Raw genomic sequence first — 22,295 nt, 5'->3', positions numbered from 1 at the left:
GTGCGGTCAACCGACCGTACGGCCCGTCCGCTTGTCCTAGACTCACCGGCATGTCAGGTCGTGACCCGTTCTGTCAGCCCCGTCGCATCCGTCGCGGGGCCGCCCTGACGTTGGTGTTCGCGGGCGTGCTCGCCGCCGGCGCGGCCACCGGGGCGTTGCCGCAGGGCCAGGGGAAGTCCGCCCCGGACGAGGTCCGTTCGTCCGGTACGGCCGGGCACCACGCGGAGGTCGAGCGGGCCGCCGAGGAGGCCATGGCCGACGGCAAGTCCCCGCTCCAGGCCGCCAAGCGCGCCGTCAGCCGCAGCGGAGACCGCTGGGGCGCCGTCTACTCGCAGGGCGAGTACGAGGAGTTCGAGGAGTCGCTCGACGGCCAGTACACCGGCGTCGGCCTGTGGGCCCGCAGCGAACGGGACGGCCGTATCGAGGTGACGAAGGTGCGCGCCGGGTCGCCCGCGGCCACCGCCGGGATCCGCGCCGGTGACCTGCTGCGCAGCGTCGACGGGGAGCGGACCGACGGGCGGCCCGTCACCGAGGTCGTCTCCTTACTGCGCGGGGACGCCACCGACGCGTCCGTGGGCACCACCGTCCGTCTCGGCCTTGAGCGCGGCACACGCACGTGGACCGAGACCGTGCGCCGGGCCCAGCTGTCCACGGACTCGGTCACCGTCCGGGAACTCGCCGGCCGGGTCACCCTCATCAAGGTCGCCACCTTCACCAAGGGCTCCGGCCACCGGGTCCGCGAAGCCGTCCGGCAGTCCTCGCCCGGCGCCGGGATCGTCCTCGACCTGCGCGGCAACTCCGGCGGTCTGGTCGCCGAGGCCGTGACCGCCGCTTCCGCCTTCCTCGACGGCGGCCTGGTCGCCACCTACGACGTCGAGGGCGAGCAGCGAGCCCTGCACGCCGAATCCGGGGGCGACACCACGAGACCGCTGGTGGCGCTCGTCGACGGCGGGACGATGAGCGCGGCCGAGCTCCTCACCGGCGCCGTGCAGGACCGCGGGCGGGCGCTCGTCGTGGGCTCCCGCACCTTCGGCAAGGGCTCGGTCCAGATGCCGAGCAGGCTGCCCGACGGCTCCGTCGCCGAGCTGACCGTGGGGCACTACCGCACCCCTTCCGGCCGCAGCGTCGACGGCCGGGGCATCACGCCCGACCTGGAGACCGACGAGGACGCCCTCCAGCGGGCGGGTACCGTGCTGCGCGGTCTCGCGAGCCCCTCGTAATCGACTTTCCGCGGAGCCCCTCCGTAGTGCGAAAATGGTCGGACTATGGCTAAGGAAAAAGGGCGCAAGCTGATCGCGCAGAACAAGAAGGCGCGGCACGACTACCTCATCATCGACACCTACGAGGCCGGCCTGGTCCTCACCGGGACCGAGGTGAAGTCCCTGCGCCAGGGACGGGCGTCGCTGGTCGACGGTTTCGTGCAGCTGGACCAGCACGAGGCGTGGCTGTACAACGTGCACGTGCCGGAGTACAGCCAGGGCACGTGGACCAACCACAGCGCCCGGCGCAAGCGGAAGCTGCTGCTGCACCGCGCCGAGATCGACAAGCTGGCGTCGAAGACGGGCGAGACGGGCCACACCATCGTGCCCCTCGCGCTGTACTTCAAGGACGGCCGGGCCAAGGTCGAGATCGCGCTGGCCAAGGGCAAGAAGGAGTACGACAAGCGTCAGACGCTCCGCGAGAAGCAGGACCGGCGCGAGACCGACCGCGCGATCGCCGCGGTGCGGCGGCGCCAGCGCGGGGCGTAGGGAATACGCTGGCACCGACCTGCGTTGGTCACGTACGATGGTGACTGCACCCCACGGAGGGTGCGCGCCCCTCTCCGGAGGGATTTGTCAACACAACATGGGGATGATCGGTTTCGACAGCGGCTGTCGAAGCAGGGGAAGCGTGTCGAGGAAGCGGCAATGATCTCGTAAACCATATGTCGCAAAAAATAATCGCCAATACCAAGCGCGATTCCCAGTCCTTCGCCCTCGCTGCCTGATAAGCAGTGACTGAAGGACCCTAAATGGGTGTCAGCCCGGGAGCGTTCCCGGCCCGGATCCTGGCATAAGCTAGGGAACTAAACCATCGAGCCCGGTCACGGGGTTCGATGGGAAATCAAACAGTGACTGGGCCCGTCGGCGACTTGTTCGCGTGATCGCCGGGGCCGAGAAAATCGCAGCGAACTGCACACGGAGAAGCCCTGATTCTGCACCGTTGGACGCGGGTTCGATTCCCGCCATCTCCACTCATCCCATGTGGGCGAAGGCCCCGCCGCTTCCGAGCGGCGGGGCCTTTGTCATGGGGCCGTTGCCGCCGTCGGCCTGCCAGATGTCCACGACCTGCCCGTTCTTCACCAGCGGGCCGAAGCGCTCACCGAGGCCGTAGACGGATGTGCCGACCGTCAACACCAGCTGTTCGCGCAGATGGTGGGCGCCGGAGGTCAGCGTCGCGTGCTCGTCGCCGTACGAGATCTCCGCGGCACCGTCTGACGTCGTGAACTCGAACTCGGAGCCCGGGGCGGGCCGCCGGTGAAGTGCGTGAGGGTCAGGCCGATGACGTCGGGCATGGGGGAGTGCGCCCTGACGGTGAGCAGCGGGCCGGTCATCAGGTGGCCGCGGGAGCGGATGGGCCGGGTCGGGGCGTGGATCTCCAGGGCGCCGTCCGCCTCGGTGACGTCGAGGACCTCGGCCGGGTGGGCCGCGGTGACACCCTCGACGCAGGAGCCAGTAGCCGTCGGTGAACTTCATGTGAGCGTCCCCACTCTCCCGGCTCCTGGTGTCGAAGCGCTTCGACGATCGAACGTAAGCGGGCGGCGTAAGTGCGTCAATGGGACGTGAGGATCTTGGTGAAGCGATTCGAAGCCGTGGGCAGCGACAGGGCCAGGGCCATGGCCGCCGCCGTCACCGGCAGGGCGTAGCCCGTCGTCGGCGAGAGGTGCTCCACCGTCCAGCCGCCGAGCGCGCTGCCGCCGGCGATGCCGCCCAGCAGGCCGGTCACCGCGAGCGTCATGCCCTCGTTGAGCCGGCCCGCGGGGGTGCGCTCCTGGACCAGCGTCATCGTCGTGACCATCGTCGGGGCCGTGGCCATCCCGGCGACCAGCAGCGCGGCGGCCAGGAGGGGCAGCGAACCGGTGAGGGCCGCGGCCAGCAGCGGCAGGGTCAGCAGCGCGGCCATCGCGGCCACGCACCAGGGCAGCCGGGCCGCGGCCGGTCCGGTGGGCTTCACGGCGCCGTACAGCAGGCCGGCCCCGCACGAGCCCGCGGCCTGGAGCGCGAGCACGATCCCGGCCGCCGACTGCCGCCCCTGCGCATCGGCGAAGGCCAGCGTGACGACCTCCGTCGCACCGAAGACGCCGCCCATCGCCAGGCAGACCGCGAGCAGCTGCGGGATGCCGGGGGCGCGCAACGGCGCCTTGCCGGGTATGCGTGCGCGGACCGGGGGCTCCGTGGCGCGCCGGGTCGTGAACAGGACCATGCCGGTCAGCAGCAGCACCGCGCCCACGAGGGTGCCCGCCTCGGGGAAGAACGTCCCGCACAGGAAGGCCGCGAGGACCGGGCCGAGCATGAAGCACAGCTCGTCCACGGCCTGCTCGAAGGAGTTGGCGGTGTGCAGCGCCTTCGCGTCGCCGGCCAGCAGATGGGCCCAGCGGGCCCGGGACATGCCGCCGGTGTTGGGTGTCGTGGCGGTGGCCGCGTAGGAGGCGAACAGGGTCCAGTCCGGGGCGCCGTGGCGCACGCACAGCAGCAGGGACAGGGAGCCGAGCACGGCGACCACCGTGGCGGGCAGGGCCACCCGGGCCTGGCCGTGGCGGTCGACGAACCGTGCGATCCACGGCGCGACCAGCGCGGTCGCCGCGAGACCCGTCGCCGTGACGGCACCGGCGAGGGCGTACGAGCCCCGGCTCCCGGCGATCATCACGACCGCGCTGACACTGAACATGCCCATCGGCAGCCGGGCGACGAGGTTTCCGGCGGTGAACGCGCGGGCACCGGGCAGGCGGAACAGGCGGCGGTACGGGGAGAGTTGCGGCATGCGTCCACCGTCGCCCGGGAGCGATCAAGCGGTCCAACACCTGTTCCGTGCACACTCACGCACCTGGGTTGTGGATCCGTGGCACGTGGCCGGAAATCCATGGCGAGAAATATGCGCCCCTTGTTCTTCATATAGAAATATGGAGATTACGGATGCTTCTCATGGCGCATGAAAAAGATGCTCATTCGCGAAAATCCTTCACTCGTTTGCCGCGCATCCGGTGAAGTGGGCCGACGGTTAGTCGGTACATGACCGAGGCGACCAGGAAAGACGGCTGGGCGGTAACGCTCGGCCCGTACACCTACATTCCCGCTCCAGCGCATTCGTCGGCGACAGCCAACGGGACGCTCACCAAAGGGGGTTGCCCGGTCGCACTGAAGGCGACCGAGGCGGTGCTGCGCGATTTCATCGACGTCATGAGCACGCTGGAAAGAGATCTTGCCCGGCGGTGGATCAGTGCGACGGATTGGCCCGCTTTCGCGCTCGCGGAATAAGCGGGGCACGCCATGTACGACAAAGTAGAGGGCACCGGCCGGCACCGGGCTCCGGCCCGGGACTTCATCACGCCCCTGACCCCGCCGGACCCGACCTGGGACCCCGCCGAGGAACTGGCGTTCATTCTCGAGGAGGCACTCGGGGAACAGGCGGCGCGGATCCCCTCCCCCCGTGACGAGGATCTGGCCCCGGCCCCGGCTCCGGCCGAGGACCCGGCGTCGGCCTCCGTCCACGGGTCCCACATGCGGCGCCTCCAGGACATCACCGAGGAACTGCCGCCCGTGCGGGACCTCCCGCGGCGCCACCGCAAGGTCAGGCCCCGCAACGCCGCCGGTGTGCTCCGCACCACCAGCTGCCTCGTCGCGGCGCTGGCGGCCGTCATCGCCTCCGCGGTGAGCGTCCTGAGTGGCATCGTCGCCTACGACCCGCTGCGCCTGGTCGCCGTGTCCCCGGCGGCGCATGGACTGCGCACGTGGTGGCCCCTGCTGGTGTACGGGCCCTGGCTGGTGGGCTCCCTGTCCGTCCTGCGGGCCGCGCTGCACCAGCGCCGTGCCGTGCACTCCTGGTTCGTGGTCCTGGTCTTCTCCTGCATCGCCGTCATGCTGTGCGTCGTCCAGGCGCCCCGGACCGTCCTCGGCACCGCGGCGGCGGCCCTGCCCGGGCTCGCCGCCCTGGCGTGCTTCCAGCAGGTCGTCCGCCAGATCACCCTGACCAGACCGCCGATGCGCTCGGTACCCCGGCACCGGGTGGGCCAGGGCGCGCCGACGGCCGGCGCGGAGGGCCGCTTGGGCGTGGCGGGCCTGAGGGGAGAGGACCCGCGCACAGCCCGGGGCGGCACGCCACGGAGGCCTCCCGGCTTCTGACCGGCCGGCACCCCCGCGTGCCCCGCCCCGGGCCGCTGTAGGTTCACCGCATGCCCGTCCACCTCGACCCCCGCCTCCTGCGTGGCTTCGTGACCGTCGCCGAGGAGTTGCACTTCACGCGTGCCGCGGTGCGGTTGCACGTGGCTCAGCAGGCGCTCAGCCGCGACGTGCGGCGGCTGGAGCGGGAGCTGGGGGCCGAGCTGTTCGTGCGGACCACCCGGCAGGTGACGCTCACTCCCGACGGGGAGCGGCTCCTGCCGTACGCCCGCCGGGTGCTGGGGGCGCAGGACGAACTGCTCGCCGCCTTCGGCCAGGCCCGGCCGCTGCTGGTCGACCTCAACTCCCCGGGCCTGGCCACGCCGCGCCGGGTGCTGCACGCGGCGCGTGAACTCGCCCCCCGGCACGAGCTCATGGCCCGCTACGAGAGCGGCCTGACCGGAGCCGCCGGTGAACTGCTGGCGGGCCGGCTGGACGCTTCGTTCGGACGGTTCGCCGGACTGGACCCGGCGCTGCGGGCCGGACTCGACCACCAGCCGGTGCGTTTCGAGCCGATGGCGGTCGTACTGCCGGAGGACCACCGGCTGGCCGCGTGGGAGGCCGTACCGCTCGCCGAGCTGGCCGGCGAGAGCGTCTACGCGGGCGCCGGCAATTCCCGCACGCCCGAGTGGACCGGGCTCGCACGGCTGCTGTTCGAGGACCGGGGCATCGATATCGCGCCACCCGCGCCGCTGGCGGTGGGGGAGGAGGAGTTCCAGCGGATCATGGCCCGGACGCGCAATCCGATCCTCGCCGTCGTGGAGTTCCCCGCCCTGCCGTCGACGGTGGTGCGGCCCCTGGTCGACCCGGTTCCGCTGTCCCCCGTCTCCCTGGTGTGGCGCAAGGGCCTGACCCACCCCGCCTTCGACGCGCTGCGCCGGGCGGCAGCCCGGCTGACCAGGGCGGAGGGGTGGCTGAGCAGGCCTGCGGGGGCCTGGATTCCGGCCGTGGACGATGTCCTCATGCTGTCTCACCGCTGACACGATTCGATACGGCGCACACACAGAACCTGCGCGTGCGCTACATTCGACGTCTGAGCACGGTGTGGTAAGAGGGGGCGCTCGGACGGGTGGGGGCCCGGTCCGACGGCGGGTGCTCAGGTCGGCAAGCGCACCTGAACCATCCCTGGGGGGAAGTGCGTGCGCGTGAAACAGTGGCGAGAAGACGCCCAACCCGAGTGGCCCGAGGCCGCTACCACTACCGGCGAATTCTCGTCGGACGGCGGAGTCCGGAGCAGAAGAGCGACGCAGTTCTTTCCCACCGGTGACGTCCGGACGACCGGCCAGGGGCCGGCCGCCGTGACCGAGGTACTGGGCGGCATTCCCCGCCAGAGCGACGGTGAGGCCGACGCGCTCGCCCGGGAACCGGGGAGCCGGACCGCGGTCCAGGACCCCTGGCAGGAGAGGGACGAGCCGGACCCGTCGGGCCACGCGCCCGACCCGGACGGTCAGACCCACGATCCGCACGAGGTCACCGTCCAGCTCGACGCCGTGCAACTCGGGGACGGCTTCCTGCGCCAGGTCAAAGCGGGCACGGACGCCGAGGCCCAGGCCGACCGGCCCGTCTTCGTCGACGAGTCCGGCCGCCGCAGCCGCCGCTACCGCCGGATCGGCATGGCCGTCGCGCTGGCCTGCGGGGTCTACGCCGTCGTCATCGTCGCCACGCTGCTGTCGGGCAACTCCAACGCCCCCTGGCTGCCCGTGCCGACGAAGGAGGACAGCGCTCCGGCCGGGCAGGTCGACTCCCCGCCGGTGACCGCCGAGTCGGCACCGCCCGAAGACACCGGTGCCACCGCCCCGGGCAGCACGCCCGCGACCGGTGACGCCACGGCACCCGCACCCGGCACCGGCGGCGACGCCGCCGCGCCCGACGCGACCGCCGGCCCCGGCAGCCGTCCCGACGCGTCGGCCAAGCCCTCGCCGACGGCGACCCGGACCACCCCGAAGCCGGGTACCAAGGCCACCGACCCCGCCCCCAGCAAGCCGGCGGACCCGCCGAGCACGCCGGCCACCGACCCGACACCGACGGGTGAGCCCTCGCCGCTGCCCACGGAGACGACGGGCACCGACGGCGACGGCGGCACTGTCGCGGAAGGCCCGGCCCAGCCGCAGCCCGTGGCGGAGGGCCCGGCCGAGCCGCAGCCCACAGCCGAGACGCCCGCCGCCTAGACCGCGCCGCCGCCCGGGTCGCGTCGCCGCCTGAACCCGCGTCGCCGCCCGGTCGCGTCGCGACGCGGCGCCCGCCGCTCCGGGCGCCGCACCCCTCTCCGCCGGCCGGGCGCGTCTCCCGACGGGCCCGGCCGACCGGAGAGACCGAAACCCAGACCGGGGCCACCTCACCGGCAGCCGCTCCCACCGTCCCGCCCCGCTCATCCGGCGGGACCCCAGGACGTCGCGGACACCGCGCGCAACCGCGACGTCCCCGCCGGCCGGACGCCACCACACCGTCCGCCCGCCACGTCCCCGTGCCACCCCATCCGCACCACCCGGAGTACCACCACCCATGGCATCCCGAATCCGCCGTTCCGGGCCCGAGCCGCGAGCCCGTGGCGGCTCCAGGCGCCGGCGCCTGCCCATGCGTCTGTTGCTGCCCCTGCTCGTACTCGTCGCGCTGGGGGCGATGCTCATGCTGCGCGGCTACGTGCACAGCGAGGTCCTCGCCGACCACCGCGTCGGACCGCCCGCGGCGAACGACCGCGTCCCGAAGGACATCCTCAAGGGCGGCCCGGTCATCGACACCCGCGGCGGGAAGGCGACCAGCCTGGACCTCCCGGACCACGAACTGGTGCTGACCTTCGACGACGGCCCCGACCCGATGTGGACGCCCAAGGTCCTCGACGTGCTGAAGAAGCACGACGCCCGTGCCGTCTTCTTCATCACCGGCACCATGGCCTCCCGTTACCCGGACCTCGTCCAGCGCATGGTCGACGAGGGCCACGAGATCGGACTGCACACCTTCAACCACCCCGACCTGTCGCTGCAGAGCAAGAGCCGGGTCGACTGGGAGCTGTCGCAGAACCAGCTCGCGCTCGCCGGCGCGGCCGGCATCCGCACCTCGCTGTTCCGCCCGCCCTACTCGTCGTTCGCCCTGAACATGGACAACAACACCTGGCCGGTCACCGAGTACATCGGCAGCAAGGGCTACATCACCATCGTCAACGACACCGACAGCGAGGACTGGCGCAAGCCCGGGGTCGAGCAGATCATCCGCAACGCCACGCCGAAGAACGGCGACGGTGCCGTCGTGCTGATGCACGACTCCGGCGGCAACCGCTCCCAGACCGTAGCCGCCCTCGACCGGTACGTCTCCGGACTGCAGGCCAAGGGCTACCGCTTCCACACCCTCACCGGCGCACTCGACGCCCCGAGCGCGCACACCCGGGTCGCCGGACTGGAGTCGCTGAAGGGCGAGGCGTGGGTCTTCCTGGTGCAGGCCTCCGAGAAGATGACCGGGTTCCTCGTCGCCGGCCTCGCCGTCGTCGGCGTACTGGTCTTCGCGCGGCTCGGGCTGATGCTGATCCTCTCCGTGGCACACGCCCGCAGGGTCCGGCGCCGCGGCTTCAGCTGGGGCGACCCCGTCACGGAACCGGTCTCCGTCCTCGTGCCCGCCTACAACGAGGCCAAGTGCATCGAGCAGACGGTCCGTTCCCTCGTCGCCAGCGACCACCCCATCGAGGTGCTGGTCATCGACGACGGCTCCAGCGACGGCACCGCCCGCATCGTCGAGAACCTGGGCCTGCCCGGCGTACGCGTCGTACGCCAGCTCAACGCCGGCAAGCCCGCCGCCCTCAACCGGGGCATCGCCAACGCCAAGTACGACCTGATCGTGATGATGGACGGTGACACCGTCTTCGAGCCGACCACCGTCCGCGAACTCGTCCAGCCCTTCGGCGACCCGCGCGTCGGCGCCGTCGCGGGCAACGCCAAGGTCGGCAACCGCGACTCGCTCATCGGTGCCTGGCAGCACATCGAGTACGTGATGGGCTTCAACCTCGACCGCCGCATGTACGACGTGCTGCGCTGCATGCCCACCATCCCCGGCGCGGTCGGGGCGTTCCGGCGCAGCGCACTGGAACGCGTCGGCGGCATGAGCGACGACACGCTCGCCGAGGACACCGACATCACCATGGCCATGCACCGCGACGGCTGGCACGTGGTGTACGCCGAGAAGGCCGTCGCCTGGACCGAGGCCCCGGAGTCCGTACAGCAACTGTGGTCCCAGCGCTACCGCTGGTCGTACGGCACCATGCAGGCGATCTGGAAGCACCGCCGTTCCGTCATCGAGCGGGGACCCTCGGGCCGCTTCGGCCGGGTGGGCATGCCGCTGGTGTCGATGTTCATGGTCGTGGCGCCGCTGCTGGCCCCGCTGATCGACGTGTTCCTGCTGTACGGGCTGGTGTTCGGGCCCACGGAGAAGACCATCGGCGCCTGGCTGGGCGTCCTCGCAGTGCAAGGGGTGTGCGCGGCCTACGCGTTCCACCTGGACAAGGAACGCATGACCCACCTGATCTCACTCCCGCTCCAGCAACTCCTCTACCGCCAGCTCATGTACGTCGTCCTGCTCCAGTCGTGGATCACCGCCCTCACCGGCGGCCGGCTGCGCTGGCAGAAGCTGCGGCGCACCGGCGCGGTGGGCCTGCCCGGGGCCGGTACCGCCGCGCCCCAGCCGCAGATGGACGGGAGGCCGGTCGGATGACCACGCACGCCACTCCCGTCACCGAGGCCGCGCCCAGCGAGGCGGCCCCCGTCCAGAAGCCCGGCCGCGACCGGTACTTCGACCTGCTGCGCGCCCTCGCCCTGTTCCGTGTGGTGCTCTATCACCTGACGGGCTGGGCCTGGCTGCCCTTGGTGTTCCCGTCCATGGGCGTGATGTTCGCGCTCGCCGGGAACCTCATGGCCCGCTCCCTGAAGCGCCCGGCCGTGCAGGTGATCCGCAGCCGGATGCGGCGGCTGCTGCCCCCGCTGTGGCTGCTCGGCGTCGTCGGCGTCACCGGCATGGTCCTCCAGGGCTGGGGCCCGGACGAGGACGGTCACCCCGGCTGGTGGCTGCTCCACCTCACCTTCTGGATCGTCCCGCTCAGCGACCCGCCGTACGCGGAGGGCCTGCCCGGCGTCCACGGCTTCATCGGCGAGAACTGGGCCGCCGACCTCGCCGGTCCGCTCTGGTACATCCGCGCCTACCTCTGGTACGTCCTGCTGTCGCCGGTGCTGCTGAAGGCCCTGCGCGCCCTGCCGGTCCTCACGATCCTCTCCCCGATCGTCCTGGCCGTCGCCTTCGAACAGGGCTGGATCACGCTGCCCGGCGAGCGCATCCCCTCGGCGCTCACCGACTTCTCCACCTTCGGCGCCTGCTGGATCCTCGGTATGGCCCACCAGGAGGGCATCCTGCGGCGGCTGCCGCGCTACATCGTGCCGTCCGTCGCACCCGTCATCGCCCTGGCCGGCCTCTGGTACGCCCTGCACCACGACTTCGGCACCGGCAACGACCTCGACAGCATGCCGCTGGCCCAGGCCCTGTGGTCCTTCGGGACGGTGTTCCTGCTGCTGCACCTCAGCCCGTCCTGGACGGAATGGCCGCGCCGGCTGCGCCCCTTCGCGGGCACGATCACGCTCCTCAACTCCCGGGCCGTGACCATCTACCTGTGGCACAACACCTGCATCCTCATCGCCGCCACCCTCTGGGACCAGCTGTGGGGCTTCCCCCTGCTGGAGCAGAACGTGCCCGGGCTGCTGGAGAGCGTGTGGCCGGTGCTGGTCCTGGTCTGGATCCTGATCGGCTGCTGCGTCCTGGCGTTCGGCTGGGCGGAGGACCTGGCGGCGAAGCAGAAGCCCCGGTTGTGGCCGACGGGGGAGTCCCGGGCGAAGTCCCGCGGAAGCCGGAGGCGCGCCTGACGGGACCCCTTTCCCCCGGGCTCACCCGGTGTGCAAAACTGCCCGAGTTGCGGTTGTGAACAGGGTGGCCCGGGGGAGTGGTGGAATGAGCAAGCGGCAGACACGGAAGATGCTGCGGCTGATGGCGGGCGGGGAGCCGGTCGAGCTGACCAGTCCGATGGCGTCCGTGAAGAAGCTCGCCCGACTGGCCTTCGTGGCCCAGCAGTTCGGCTACGAGTACGCCGACGTCCGCCAGAGCAACGGCCGCAGCGGCGCGCTCACCATGCTGCTCGTGCCCGACCCGAGCCCGCAGGCAAGGGCCCGGGCCGGGCAGAACTGGGCGCAGTACCCCAATGCGGCGGACGGTGTCTCCCTGCCGCCCCTGGTGCCGGAGGCGTTCGAACTCCTCAAGGCCCGCATCAACTTCGACCTCACGGGCAAGAACGCCGAGAAGCGCATGGGGTACGGAGCCCTGGGTGTCAGCGTCGGCTGCGTGATCCTCGCCTTCCGGTTCGGCGGGCGGCCGGGCGACTTCGTCGCGGCCGGTGTGGTGTGGTTGCTGCTCATGGCGGTCTTCGGCGTCGGCCTCGTGGTGACGCGCAAGCGCAACGCCAAGTTCTCCGGCCGGCTGCAGGCGGCGGGCTTCACGCCGGTGCACGACGAGGACGGGCGGCTGCGGTATCTGCCGCCGGGGGCACAGCTGCCCGGGCAGGGCAATCCGTTCGCGGGCGGCGGGTACGCCCAGCCGGCCCCCGGCCCGTACGCCCAGCCCGCGTCCGGCCCGTACGCCGCTCAGCCCGCCCCGGCGCCGTACGCCGGTCAGCCCGCGTCCGGCCCGTACCCCGGTCAGCCCGCGCCCGGCCCCTACCCCGGCCAGCCCGCCCCGGGCCCTTACGCCGGTCAGCCCGCGCATGCTCCGTACCCGGGTCAGCCCGCCCCGGCGCCGTATCCGGGCCAGGCCGCGCCCGGCCCCTACGGTGCGCAGCCCCCGGGGCCGTACGGTCAGCCGTACCACCAGCCGCAGTCCCCGCCTCAGCAGAACCCCCACTGGCAGCCCCCGCAGCACTGACACGGAAACCGCCCGGAACCTCTCATCCCGCCCGAGCGCGGGGTGAGAGCAAAGTTCCCTCGCGGTCATTCGCTGCCACAGGCAGGAAACGAGCCCTCCCTACCTTCGGGATCAGTCACCGGAAGTACGACCGAGCCCCGGAGCACAGTGGAGGCGTCATGACAGGCCCTGGCACGGCAACCGCACCCCCGAGCAGGGGCGGACGCTGGATCCGGCACTGGGATCCGGAGAACGAGACGTTCTGGAACGAGACCGGGGAGAAGGTCGCCCGCCGGAACCTCTTCTTCTCCGTGCTGTCCGAGCACATCGGTTTCTCGATCTGGACCCTGTGGTCCGTGCTGGTGCTGTTCATGGGCCCGGAGTACGGACTGACCCCCGCCGACAAGTTCATGCTGACCTCGATGGTCACGCTGGTCGGCGCCGTCGTCCGGGTCCCCTACACCTTCGCCGTGGCCATCTTCGGCGGGCGGAACTGGACGATCATCTCGGCGTCCCTGCTGCTGATCCCCACCGTCGCGGCGTTCGCCGTGATGGAGCCGGGCACCTCATTCTCCACGTTCCTGCTGGTCGGCCTGCTCGCCGGTATCGGCGGGGGCAACTTCGCGTCCTCCATGACCAACATCAACGCCTTCTTCCCCCTGCGGAAGAAGGGCTGGGCCCTCGGCCTCAACGCCGGCGGCGGCAACATCGGCGTGCCGGTCATCCAGCTCATCGCGCTGGCGATCATCGGCGCCGGCGGCGGGCCGCGCGTGCTGCTCGGGATCTACATCCCGCTGATCGTCGTGGCCGCCGTCATGGCCGCGCTGTTCATGGACAACCTGGAGAACGTCAAGAACGACACCGGCGCCGCGAAGGATGCGGCGCGGGACGGCCACACCTGGATCATGTCCCTCCTCTACGTCGGCACCTTCGGCTCCTTCATCGGCTACAGCTTCGCCTTCGGCCAGGTGCTGCAGAACCAGTTCGGCCGGACCCCGCTGGAGGCCGCGTACGTCACGTTCCTCGGTCCGCTGCTCGGCTCCCTGATCCGCCCCGTCGGCGGCCGTCTCGCCGACCGCTTCGGCGGCGCGCGGATCAGCCTGTGGAACTACGTCGCCATGGCTGCGGCGACGGCGGTGCTGATCGGCGCCTCCATGGAGAAGTCGCTGGCGCTGTTCACCGGGGCGTTCGTGGTGCTGTTCGTGCTCAGCGGGCTCGGCAACGGCTCGACGTTCAAGATGATCCCGGGCATCTTCCAGAACAAGGCCCTGGCCAAGGGGCTGCAGGGCGAGGAGGCGGCGGCGTACGGGCGACGGCTGTCCGGGGCGTCCATGGGCCTGATCGGTGCGGTCGGCGCGCTCGGCGGTGTCGGCATCAACCTCGCCTTCCGCCAGTCCTTCCTCTCCTACGGTTCGGGCACCGGGGCGTTCGTCGCCTTCCTCGCCTTCTACGCGGTCTGCTTCGTGGTCACCTGGGCCGTATACCTTCGCCGTACGGCTCCCCGGGTACCCGTCACCACGACGACCTCGGAGGCGAAGCCGCAGCTCAGCTACGCCGAGGTGTGACGCTGTGCTGATCCGGGGGACGACCCCCGGGCCCCCGGCCGAAGCCCGTGGCCGTCGGTGCAGCGGAAAACGGCATCGGTAACACCGTGGACATCACACCGATCCGAGCCTGTCACGAGCCGTTGACAGGCTCGATCGGCATGTAGGTACGCCGTACCCATGAAGTACGACGACTCGAGTGCGGGACGAGAGCCATGTACGAAGAACAGCGACCGGACCACGGCCCCCTGGCGGGTTTCACCGTGGGTGTGACGGCAGCGCGCCGGGCCGACGAGCTCGGCGTGCTGCTGCAGCGACGCGGTGCCGCCGTCCTGCACGCCCCTGCCCTGCGGATCGTGCCGCTCGCCGACGACAGTGAGCTGCTGGCCGCGACGAAGGAGATCATCGAGCAGGTGCCGGACATCGTCGTGGCCACGACCGCGATCGGCTTCCGGGGCTGGGTCGAGGCCGCCGACGGCTGGGGGCTGGGGGAGGAGCTGCTGGCGCGGCTGCGCGACGTACGGATCATGGCGCGCGGGCCGAAGGTCAAGGGCGCGGTTAGGGCCGCCGGGCTGACGGAGGAGTGGTCGCCGTCGTCGGAGTCCATGGCGGAGGTGCTGGACCGGCTGCTGGAGGAGGGCGTCGACGGGCTGCGGATCGCGATCCAGCTGCACGGTGAGCCGCTGCCCGGGTTCGTGGAGGCGCTGCGGGAGGGCGGGGCCGAGGTGGTCGGGGTGCCGGTCTACCGCTGGATGCCGCCGGAGGACATCGCCCCGGTCGACCGGCTGCTGGACGCTACGGTCGCCAGGGCCCTGGACGCGGTCACCTTCACCAGCGCCCCCGCCGCGGCCTCCCTCCTGTCCCGGGCGAAGGACCGCGGACTGCTCGACGAGGTCCTGGCGGCGCTGAGCCACGACGTCCTGCCGGCCTGCGTGGGGCCGGTCACCGCCCTGCCCCTGCAGTCCCGCGGCATCGACACGATCCAGCCGGAGCGCTTCCGGCTCGGCCCGCTGGTCCAGCTCCTCTGCCAGGAACTCCCCGGGCGGGCGCGTTCCCTGCCCGTCGCCGGGCACCGCGTGGAGATCCGCGGTCACGCCGTCCTGGTCGACGACGATCTCAAACCGGTCCCGCCCGCCGGCATGGCCCTCCTGCGTGCCCTCTCCCGGCGCCCCGGCTGGGTCGTCGCCCGCGCCGACCTGCTGCGCGCCCTGCCGGGCTCCGGCCGTGACGAACACGCGGTGGAGACGGCCATGGCCCGCCTCCGCACGGCGCTCGGCACCCCGAAGCTGATCCAGACGGTGGTCAAGCGGGGGTATCGCCTGGCGCTGGACCCGAGCGCGGAGACGAAGTACGCGGACGCGTGAGGGCGCCCCGGGGTTGAGCCGGAAACCGCCGATCTGATGTCGCAGAGTGCGGGGCCCGTCCGGGGACTCAGCGGGGGCGTGACGCAATGCGCCGGCGTGGCCGGAACGCGTGCCGCGCAGGTGTGTGCGAGGGGTTTCCGGCTCCGCCGCGGGCAGGCACTGTAAGAGGGAACGGTCCACCGGCCCTCTCACCGGCGTCCCACCGATGCCCTCGCGACCGGGGTGAACCCCTAGGCGGTGACAGGCACATGGCACTGAGTACGGCCACGGCCTCCCACGAGCTGCGCTTCGACGCCGGGCGGATCTGTCTGGACCTGCTCTCCACCACGCACCCCGAGGAGCGGCTCGACTCCGTGGACGTGCTGCGCGCCTGGATCACCGGCTCCGGGCTCGTCCCGGCCGGTACCGATCTGGCCCACGCCGACACGGGCTGGCTGCTCGCCTTCCGTGAACTGCGTTCCCAGGTCGACCGGTTGGTGCGCTGCCGGCCGAGACCGGGGGCCGCCGCGAACGACCTCGCCCTCGCCCGGGTCAACGACCTGGCCCGCACCGCGCCCCCGGCCCCGCGCGCGGTCCGCGGTGAAGACGGCCAGCTGCTGCGGCGGTTGGACGGACCGCCCGGCTGTGCCGCCCTGCTCGCGGTCGTCGCCCGGGACGCCGTGGACCTGCTGACCGACCCCGTCGCCCGCGCGGCGCTGCGCCAGTGCGAAGGCGACAACTGCCCCATCGTGTACCTCGACACCTCACGCGGGCGCAGACGGCGCTGGTGCTCCAGTGAGGTCTGCGGGAACCGCGAGCGCGTCGCCCGGCATCGCCGCCGCGCGGCACTCACGCGCGCGTGAAACGGAATTGAGTGGTCCGTGCACTCAATTTCCCTGTCCTAAATGCGACTTCTGCGACCGCACCGCCAAAGTGATTTCGGTTACATGCCGTTTACCTACGCCACCGTAGGGAAGGCCTGGCTTGATCTTGCCGATGTGGCGGAAATGTAAAGAACGCGGGGTTGGAATGTGACCCCATGTCCCGCTCGTCACGTCATCTCGAAGAAATATGTCGGGTCCCTTTGAACGCCCAACCCCTCGTTTGCGTACGGCATGTGGAGCGACCGACTGGGGGAACCCCCGGACATCGGAGGTGGGCGTGCGCAAGGATTCCGTCGTGGCCAATGAACGTGCACCGAGGGCCCGACATCGCATGTCCCAGCCCTCGGAACCCGACGAGGAGCTGATGCGTGCGCTCTATCGCGAACACGCCGGACCCCTGCTGGCATACGTCCTGCGCCTGGTCGCCGGAGACCGGCAGCGCGCCGAGGACGTCGTGCAGGAGACGCTCATCCGTGCCTGGAAGAACGCCGGTCAGCTCAACAGAGCGACCGGATCGGTACGCCCCTGGCTGGTGACGGTCGCCCGGCGCATCGTCATCGACGGCCACCGCAGCCGGCAGGCCCGGCCGCAGGAGGTCGACCCGTCGCCGCTGGAGGTCATCCCCGCGGAGGACGAGATCGACAAGGCGCTGTGGCTGATGACTCTCTCGGACGCACTCGACGACCTGACCCCCGCCCACCGGGAGGTGCTCGTCGAGACGTACTTCAAGGGGCGTACCGTCAATGAGGCGGCCGAGACCCTGGGCATACCCAGCGGCACCGTCCGCTCCAGGGTGTTCTACGCCCTGCGTTCGATGAAGCTGGCACTGGAGGAGCGGGGGGTGACGGCGTGATGAGTGTTTACGGGGGTAACCAAGGGTTCGGCACGGGAGGCATGGGTATGTCTGGACCCATGCAGGAATCTCCGGTGCCGAACGAGCACGAGACCGTCGGCGCCTACGCCCTCGGCATCCTCGACGACGCCGAAGCGACCGCATTCGAGGCCCACCTCGCGACCTGCGAATGGTGCGCCCAGCAGCTCGACGAACTGGCCGGCATGGAGCCCATGCTCGCCGCCCTCGCCGATCTGCCCGGCTCCGGCAGCACACCCGCGATCGGCGACTCGCTGTCCGCGAAGCCCCGGCCGCGCCTGGTGGAGAAGCTGGTCGACGAGGTCGCCGACCGCCGCGCCCAGAAGCGCCGCCGCAGCTTCTACATGGTGGCCGCGGCCGGCGCGCTGATCATCGGCGGCCCGTTCGTCGCGGTCGCGACGAACGGCGGCGACAGCGGCGGCGGTGCCGAGAACCGCCCGCTCGCGGCGAGTCCCGCCAAGGCGGCCTTCGACGGCATCTCCGACAAGATCTCGGCCACCGACCCGTCCACCAAGGTCACCGCGACGGTCGCCCTCCAGAAGAAGGACTGGGGGACGGGTGTGGTCACCGAACTGAAGAACGTCAAGGGCCCGCTCAAGTGCGCCCTCGTCGCGGTCGGCAAGAACGGCGAGCGCGAAACCCTGTCGTCCTGGTCCGTCCCGGAGTGGGGTTACGGCCTCCCGGACGCCAAGTCCGACAAGGCCAAGGAGCCCCTGTACGTCCAGGGCGGCGCCGCCTTCGACCCCAACGAGATCGACCACTTCGAGGTCGTGACCTTCGACGGCAAGCGGCTGGTCGAGGTCGACGCGTAGAGCTGTCCGGTCGTCCGGCAGGCGCCATTGGGGGCAACAGCCCCGCGCCTGCCGCCGGCCCGTAGCTTCCAGGGGTCCCCTTCGCGTACGGTTGACGGCTGCCCAGCACGTCAGAAGGGGGCCCGGTGGCCGCTCAGGCTCACAGACAAGACGCGGTCGGTTCGGTGCACGACACGGTTCGTGACCGGGAGATCCACGTCGAACAGGAACACCTGGACCGGGTGTACCGGCGTCTCGAGGAGAAGATCCACGAGGCGGAGTTCCTGATGCAGGACGCGGCCCGGCGCGGCCAGGTCGGCACCCCCGGCGCACTCGCCGAGCGGGACGCGCAGGTCTTCCGCGCGGGCATCCACCTCAGCCGGCTCAACAACGAGTTCGAGGACTTCCTCTTCGGCCGTATCGACCTCCTGACCGGCAAGGACGGCAAGAAGGGCCCGGACGGGGCGTACACCGCCGTCGAGCCGGCGGAGGGCGCCGTACGTCCCGACAACACCGCCGACATCGCCGAGACCCTGCACATCGGCCGCATCGGTGTCCTCGACCAGGACTACGCACCGCTGGTCATCGACTGGCGGGCCCCGGCCGCCGCCCCCTTCTACCGCTCCACCCCCGTCGACCCCGGCCGAGTCGTCCGCCGCCGTGTCATCCGCTCCAAGGGCCGCCGGGTGCTGGGCGTCGAGGACGACCTGATGCGCCCCGAGCTGACGGCGTACCTCGACGGCGGCGAGCTGCCCGTCATCGGCGACGGTGCCCTGATGGCCGCGCTGGGCCAGGCCCGCAGCCACACGATGCGCGACATCGTCGCCTCCATCCAGGCCGAGCAGGACCTGGTCATCCGCGCCCCCGCCGCCTCCGTGACGTACGTCGAGGGCGGCCCCGGCACCGGCAAGACCGCCGTCGCCCTGCACCGCGCCGCCTACCTCCTCTACCAGGACCGGCGCCGCTACGCGGGCGGCATCCTGATCGTCTCCCCGACCCCGCTGCTCGTCGCCTACACCGAGGGCGTGCTGCCCTCCCTCGGCGAGGAGGGCCAGGTCGCCATCCGCGCCATCGGCTCCCTGGTCGAGGGCAGCGAGGCCACCCTCTACGACTCCCCGTCGGTGGCCCGCGCCAAGGGCTCCTCGCGCATGCTCAAGGTGCTGCGCAAGGCCGCGCGCGGCGCCCTTGAGCTGAACGACCCGCCGGCCCGGCTGCGCGTGGTCGCCTTCGGGCGTCGCCTGGAGCTGGAGGCCCGGGAGCTGGACGGCATCCGCCGCTCCGCCCTCGGCGGCACCGCGCCCGTGAACCTGCTGCGCCCCCGCGCCCGCAAGCTCCTCTTGGACGCCCTGTGGGAGCGGTCCGGCGCGGCCGGCCGGCACTCCGACCCCGAACTCGCCGCCGAGCTGCGCTCCTCCTTCGACGAGGACATCACCTCCGAGGACGACTTCATCGCCTTCCTCGACGCCTGGTGGCCGGAGCTGACCCCGGCCGCCGTCCTGGACGCAATGGCCGACGAACGCCGCCTCGGCCGCTGGGCCCGCCGGATCCTCAACCCCGGCGAGGTCCGCAAGGTCGCCCGCTCGCTCAGGCGCGAGGGCCGCTCGGTGCACGACATCGCCCTGCTCGACGAGCTCCAGGCCGTCCTCGGCGCCCCGGCCCGCCCCCGCAGGAAGCGTGAACTCGACCCGCTCGACCAGCTCACCGGGCTGGAGGAGCTGATGCCGGTACGTGAGGAGTCGCAGCGCGAGCGGGCCGAACGCCTCGCCCAGGAGCGCGTCGAGTACGCCCACGTCATCGTCGACGAGGCCCAGGACCTCACCCCGATGCAGTGGCGGATGGTCGGCCGCCGTGGCCGGCACGCCACCTGGACGGTCGTCGGCGACCCGGCCCAGTCCTCCTGGTCCGACCCGGACGAGGCCGCCGAGGCCCGCGACGAGGCCCTCGGCACCCGCCCCCGCCGCCGCTTCGAACTCACGGTGAACTACCGCAACCCGGCCGAGATCGCCGAGCTCGCCGCCAAGGTCCTCGCCCTCGCCATGCCCGGCTCCGTGTCGCCGAAGGCGGTCCGCTCCACCGGCCTCGAACCCCGCTTCACCGTCGTGGAGGACACGCTGGGCACCACCGTCCGCGACGAGGCGGCCCGGCTGCTGGAGCGCGTCGACGGCACGGTCGGCGTGGTCGTCGCCATGCAGCGCCGCGAGGAGGCCCGCCGCTGGCTCACCGGCCTCGGCGACCGGGTCGTCGCCCTCGGCAGCCTGGAGGCCAAGGGCCTGGAGTACGACGCGACGGTCGTGGTCTCCCCGGCGGAGATCGCCGACGAGTCCCCGGCCGGCCTGCGCGTCCTCTACGTCGCGCTGACCCGGGCCACCCAGCAGCTCACGGTCGTCTCGGCCGACCGGGACGAGCCCGACGCGGCGGGAGTTCCGGACCTGCTCAGGGACTGAGGCCCGATACCCACTTACCGCCGAAATGAACTACCGGTACGGGAATGGCCTTACGGGATCTGTTTGTTAGCCTGGATGTGGCACCGGCCCGATCCAAGCCCCCGGGCCCAACCTTCGTCGCTACGAGCGACCACTTGCCGCGAGGCGAGCATGGCGGGTCGGTGCCGCTTATCCGTGAAGAGACCCACGTCCACGTGACGTGGGTCTCTTTTTGCTGCCCCATTCCGCGAACAAAACGTTCGCAATCCAGGGCGGCTACCTGCTACTCAGCGGTAGGTGCGACGATCGGACGGCACAACTCAGGCTCAGGTGAAAGCAGAGGAAGTCGGCCATGGCAACGGCGCCCAGCGTCTCCTACTCGATGACGGTCCGGCTGGAGGTGCCCGCGAGCGGAACCGCCGTCTCGCAGCTCACCACCGCCGTGGAGTCCTCCGGAGGCTCGGTGACCGGCCTCGACGTCACCGCATCCGGTCACGAGAAGCTCCGTATCGACGTCACCATCGCCGCGACGTCGACCGCGCACGCGGACGAGATCGTCGAGGAACTCCGCGGCATCGAGGGCGTCACCCTGGGCAAGGTCTCGGACCGGACCTTCCTCATGCACCTCGGCGGCAAGATCGAGATGGCGTCCAAGCACCCCATCCGCAACCGTGACGACCTGTCCATGGTCTACACGCCGGGCGTGGCCCGCGTGTGCATGGCCATCGCCGAGAACCCCGAGGACGCCCGCCGCCTCACCATCAAGCGCAACTCCGTTGCGGTCGTGACGGACGGCTCCGCGGTGCTGGGCCTCGGCAACATCGGCCCCAAGGCCGCGCTGCCCGTCATGGAGGGCAAGGCGGCCCTCTTCAAGCGGTTCGCCGGCATCGACGCCTGGCCGATCTGCCTCGACACCCAGGACACCGACGCGATCGTCGAGATCGTCAAGGCGATCGCCCCGGGCTTCGCGGGCATCAACCTCGAGGACATCTCCGCCCCGCGCTGCTTCGAGATCGAGGCCCGGCTGCGTGAGGCCCTCGACATCCCCGTCTTCCACGACGACCAGCACGGCACCGCCATCGTCGTCCTCGCCGCACTGACCAACGCGCTGCGCGTCACCGGCAAGGCGATCGAGAACATCCGTGTCGTCATGTCCGGCGCCGGCGCGGCCGGTACGGCCATCCTGAAGCTGCTGCTCGCCGCGGGTGTCAAGAACGCCGTCGTCGCCGACATCCACGGTGTCGTGCACGCGGGCCGCGAGGACCTCGTCGACGCCGCCCAGGACTCGGCGCTGCGCTGGATCGCCGACAACACCAACCCCGAGGGCCTCACCGGCACCCTCAAGGAGGCCGTGCGCGGCGCCGACGTCTTCATCGGCGTCTCCGCCCCGAACGTCCTCGACGGCGACGACGTGGCCGCCATGGCCGACGGCGCCATCGTGTTCGCGCTCGCGAACCCGGACCCCGAGGTCGACCCGGCAATCGCCCGCCAGACCGCGGCGGTTGTCGCCACCGGCCGCTCGGACTTCCCGAACCAGATCAACAACGTGCTGGTCTTCCCGGGCGTCTTCCGCGGTCTGCTGGACGCGCAGTCCCGGACCGTCAACACCGAGATGATGCTGGCCGCGGCGACGGCCCTCGCCGATGTGGTGACCGAGGACGAGCTGAACCCGAACTACATCATCCCGAGCGTCTTCAACGACAAGGTCGCGGGTGCGGTCGCCGGTGCCGTGCGGGAGGCCGCCAGGGCGGTCGGCGCGACGACGGGCAGCCCGGCCGGCGTCTGAGGCCGGGGCAGGGCCGGGCCCCCCGGGGCGGGGGCCCGGGCGACCCGGGGGCCCGGACTGTGAGTAACCCCACGGCAGCCTGGAACCCGGCGCGTCGCAAGAACCCTGTCAGCAGCGGAGCTATCGTGGCGCAAGGCTCAGGCCCTCTTTTCGTGTGACTCCCCAAGGGTGTTCTCACGACTCCGGCGGGTGCCGGATTGGCTTTCCCGCCGCAGGTAGGGGCAGGATGCGTCCCTGGGCGCGAGGGTCTGACGACGGACCCGGGTCCGGGGACTCAACGAGGACCCTGGCAGCATCGGCTTCGATCTGACGCCTCAACGG

The 22,295-nt window shown here is 71.4% G+C and carries 17 protein-coding genes, 1 other RNA gene and 1 pseudogene; 17 read left to right on the top strand and 2 right to left on the bottom strand.

Annotated features, from left to right (window positions below):
* Positions 1-50: 50 nt before the first annotated feature.
* From ACIQU3_RS30695 to ssrA, 3 genes are all read left to right on the top strand, one after another.
* Entirely contained in the window at positions 51-1,220 is a 1,170-nt protein-coding gene (locus ACIQU3_RS30695; RefSeq protein WP_403727085.1) for a S41 family peptidase, read from the top strand.
* 45 nt (positions 1,221-1,265) lie between these two features.
* On the top strand, positions 1,266-1,748 hold the full coding sequence (smpB, locus tag ACIQU3_RS30690) for an SsrA-binding protein SmpB (protein WP_403727082.1): 483 nt from the start codon (positions 1,266-1,268) through the stop codon (positions 1,746-1,748).
* A gap of 99 nt (positions 1,749-1,847) precedes the next feature.
* Positions 1,848-2,236, top strand: a transfer-messenger RNA (tmRNA) gene (ssrA, locus tag ACIQU3_RS30685).
* Between the two features lie 61 nt (positions 2,237-2,297).
* Here the strand turns inward: ssrA and ACIQU3_RS30680 are convergent.
* Together ACIQU3_RS30680 and ACIQU3_RS30675 are read right to left on the bottom strand one after the other, a co-directional pair.
* Positions 2,298-2,735: pseudogene (locus ACIQU3_RS30680) on the bottom strand (alpha-xylosidase); the annotation flags it as partial.
* 76 nt (positions 2,736-2,811) lie between these two features.
* A complete protein-coding gene (locus ACIQU3_RS30675) occupies positions 2,812-4,020 on the bottom strand; it encodes an MFS transporter (protein WP_403727080.1) in 1,209 nt (402 codons plus the stop codon).
* Positions 4,021-4,268: 248 nt separating this feature from the next.
* Here ACIQU3_RS30675 and ACIQU3_RS30670 point away from each other — a divergent pair, with 248 nt between their 5' ends.
* The 14 genes from ACIQU3_RS30670 (at position 4,269) to ACIQU3_RS30605 (ending at position 21,974) form a co-directional block, all read left to right on the top strand.
* A complete protein-coding gene (locus ACIQU3_RS30670) occupies positions 4,269-4,514 on the top strand; it encodes a hypothetical protein (RefSeq protein WP_403727078.1) in 246 nt (81 codons plus the stop codon).
* 12 nt (positions 4,515-4,526) lie between these two features.
* Entirely contained in the window at positions 4,527-5,378 is an 852-nt protein-coding gene (locus ACIQU3_RS30665; RefSeq protein WP_403727076.1) for a hypothetical protein, read from the top strand.
* 50 nt (positions 5,379-5,428) lie between these two features.
* Positions 5,429-6,394: a LysR family transcriptional regulator gene (locus tag ACIQU3_RS30660; RefSeq protein WP_403727073.1), complete on the top strand. Its 966-nt coding sequence runs from the start codon at positions 5,429-5,431 to the stop codon at positions 6,392-6,394.
* Between the two features lie 318 nt (positions 6,395-6,712).
* The gene (locus ACIQU3_RS30655) at positions 6,713-7,582 is read left to right on the top strand and encodes a hypothetical protein (protein WP_403727071.1); all 870 of its coding nucleotides are present in this window, start codon (positions 6,713-6,715) and stop codon (positions 7,580-7,582) included.
* A 334-nt stretch (positions 7,583-7,916) separates the two neighbouring features.
* Entirely contained in the window at positions 7,917-10,109 is a 2,193-nt protein-coding gene (locus ACIQU3_RS30650; RefSeq protein ID WP_403727069.1) for a bifunctional polysaccharide deacetylase/glycosyltransferase family 2 protein, read from the top strand.
* Positions 10,106-11,305, top strand: a complete 1,200-nt coding sequence (locus ACIQU3_RS30645) for an acyltransferase (RefSeq protein ID WP_403928785.1) — start codon at positions 10,106-10,108, stop codon at positions 11,303-11,305. Before ACIQU3_RS30650 ends, ACIQU3_RS30645 begins: the two co-directional genes overlap by 4 nt.
* Positions 11,306-11,390: 85 nt before the next feature.
* Complete coding sequence (locus ACIQU3_RS30640) at positions 11,391-12,353, top strand: hypothetical protein (protein WP_403727064.1); 963 nt, start codon at positions 11,391-11,393, stop codon at positions 12,351-12,353.
* A gap of 158 nt (positions 12,354-12,511) precedes the next feature.
* Positions 12,512-13,897 (top strand): nitrate/nitrite transporter, encoded by a 1,386-nt coding sequence (locus tag ACIQU3_RS30635; RefSeq protein WP_403727062.1) that lies wholly within the window; start codon positions 12,512-12,514, stop codon positions 13,895-13,897.
* Positions 13,898-14,091: 194 nt separating this feature from the next.
* Positions 14,092-15,240, top strand: coding sequence for a uroporphyrinogen-III synthase (locus tag ACIQU3_RS30630; RefSeq protein WP_403727060.1), 1,149 nt, complete (start codon positions 14,092-14,094; stop codon positions 15,238-15,240).
* Between the two features lie 248 nt (positions 15,241-15,488).
* Positions 15,489-16,082: a CGNR zinc finger domain-containing protein gene (locus tag ACIQU3_RS30625; RefSeq protein ID WP_403928782.1), complete on the top strand. Its 594-nt coding sequence runs from the start codon at positions 15,489-15,491 to the stop codon at positions 16,080-16,082.
* 352 nt (positions 16,083-16,434) lie between these two features.
* On the top strand, positions 16,435-16,956 hold the full coding sequence (locus ACIQU3_RS30620; protein ID WP_010039908.1) for a sigma-70 family RNA polymerase sigma factor: 522 nt from the start codon (positions 16,435-16,437) through the stop codon (positions 16,954-16,956).
* Complete coding sequence (locus ACIQU3_RS30615) at positions 16,956-17,786, top strand: anti-sigma factor family protein (RefSeq protein WP_403727053.1); 831 nt, start codon at positions 16,956-16,958, stop codon at positions 17,784-17,786. Before ACIQU3_RS30620 ends, ACIQU3_RS30615 begins: the two co-directional genes overlap by 1 nt.
* Positions 17,787-17,911: 125 nt before the next feature.
* Positions 17,912-20,209, top strand: a complete 2,298-nt coding sequence (locus ACIQU3_RS30610; RefSeq protein WP_403928779.1) for a HelD family protein — start codon at positions 17,912-17,914, stop codon at positions 20,207-20,209.
* 331 nt (positions 20,210-20,540) lie between these two features.
* Complete coding sequence (locus tag ACIQU3_RS30605) at positions 20,541-21,974, top strand: NAD-dependent malic enzyme (RefSeq protein WP_403928777.1); 1,434 nt, start codon at positions 20,541-20,543, stop codon at positions 21,972-21,974.
* Positions 21,975-22,295: the final 321 nt, after the last annotated feature.

The sequence above is a fragment of the Streptomyces sp. NPDC101110 genome, from assembly GCF_044759525.1.
In the GTDB taxonomy this organism is placed as follows: Bacteria; Actinomycetota; Actinomycetes; order Streptomycetales; family Streptomycetaceae; genus Streptomyces.
This window is presented reverse-complemented; position numbering and strand designations above follow the sequence as displayed.

Bases quoted from the DNA above. Each gene is read 5' to 3' on its own strand.
- ACIQU3_RS30695 (WP_403727085.1), top strand. From the start codon at position 51: ATGTCAGGTCGTGACCCGTTCTGTCAGCCCCGTCGCATCCGTCGCGGG.
- smpB (WP_403727082.1), top strand. From the start codon at position 1,266: ATGGCTAAGGAAAAAGGGCGCAAGCTGATCGCGCAGAACAAGAAGGCG.
- ACIQU3_RS30675 (WP_403727080.1), bottom strand. From the start codon at position 4,020: ATGCCGCAACTCTCCCCGTACCGCCGCCTGTTCCGCCTGCCCGGTGCC.
- ACIQU3_RS30670 (WP_403727078.1), top strand. From the start codon at position 4,269: ATGACCGAGGCGACCAGGAAAGACGGCTGGGCGGTAACGCTCGGCCCG.
- ACIQU3_RS30665 (WP_403727076.1), top strand. From the start codon at position 4,527: ATGTACGACAAAGTAGAGGGCACCGGCCGGCACCGGGCTCCGGCCCGG.
- ACIQU3_RS30660 (WP_403727073.1), top strand. From the start codon at position 5,429: ATGCCCGTCCACCTCGACCCCCGCCTCCTGCGTGGCTTCGTGACCGTC.
- ACIQU3_RS30650 (WP_403727069.1), top strand. From the start codon at position 7,917: ATGGCATCCCGAATCCGCCGTTCCGGGCCCGAGCCGCGAGCCCGTGGC.
- ACIQU3_RS30645 (WP_403928785.1), top strand. From the start codon at position 10,106: ATGACCACGCACGCCACTCCCGTCACCGAGGCCGCGCCCAGCGAGGCG.
- ACIQU3_RS30640 (WP_403727064.1), top strand. From the start codon at position 11,391: ATGAGCAAGCGGCAGACACGGAAGATGCTGCGGCTGATGGCGGGCGGG.
- ACIQU3_RS30635 (WP_403727062.1), top strand. From the start codon at position 12,512: ATGACAGGCCCTGGCACGGCAACCGCACCCCCGAGCAGGGGCGGACGC.
- ACIQU3_RS30630 (WP_403727060.1), top strand. From the start codon at position 14,092: ATGTACGAAGAACAGCGACCGGACCACGGCCCCCTGGCGGGTTTCACC.
- ACIQU3_RS30625 (WP_403928782.1), top strand. From the start codon at position 15,489: ATGGCACTGAGTACGGCCACGGCCTCCCACGAGCTGCGCTTCGACGCC.
- ACIQU3_RS30620 (WP_010039908.1), top strand. From the start codon at position 16,435: ATGTCCCAGCCCTCGGAACCCGACGAGGAGCTGATGCGTGCGCTCTAT.
- ACIQU3_RS30615 (WP_403727053.1), top strand. From the start codon at position 16,956: ATGAGTGTTTACGGGGGTAACCAAGGGTTCGGCACGGGAGGCATGGGT.
- ACIQU3_RS30605 (WP_403928777.1), top strand. From the start codon at position 20,541: ATGGCAACGGCGCCCAGCGTCTCCTACTCGATGACGGTCCGGCTGGAG.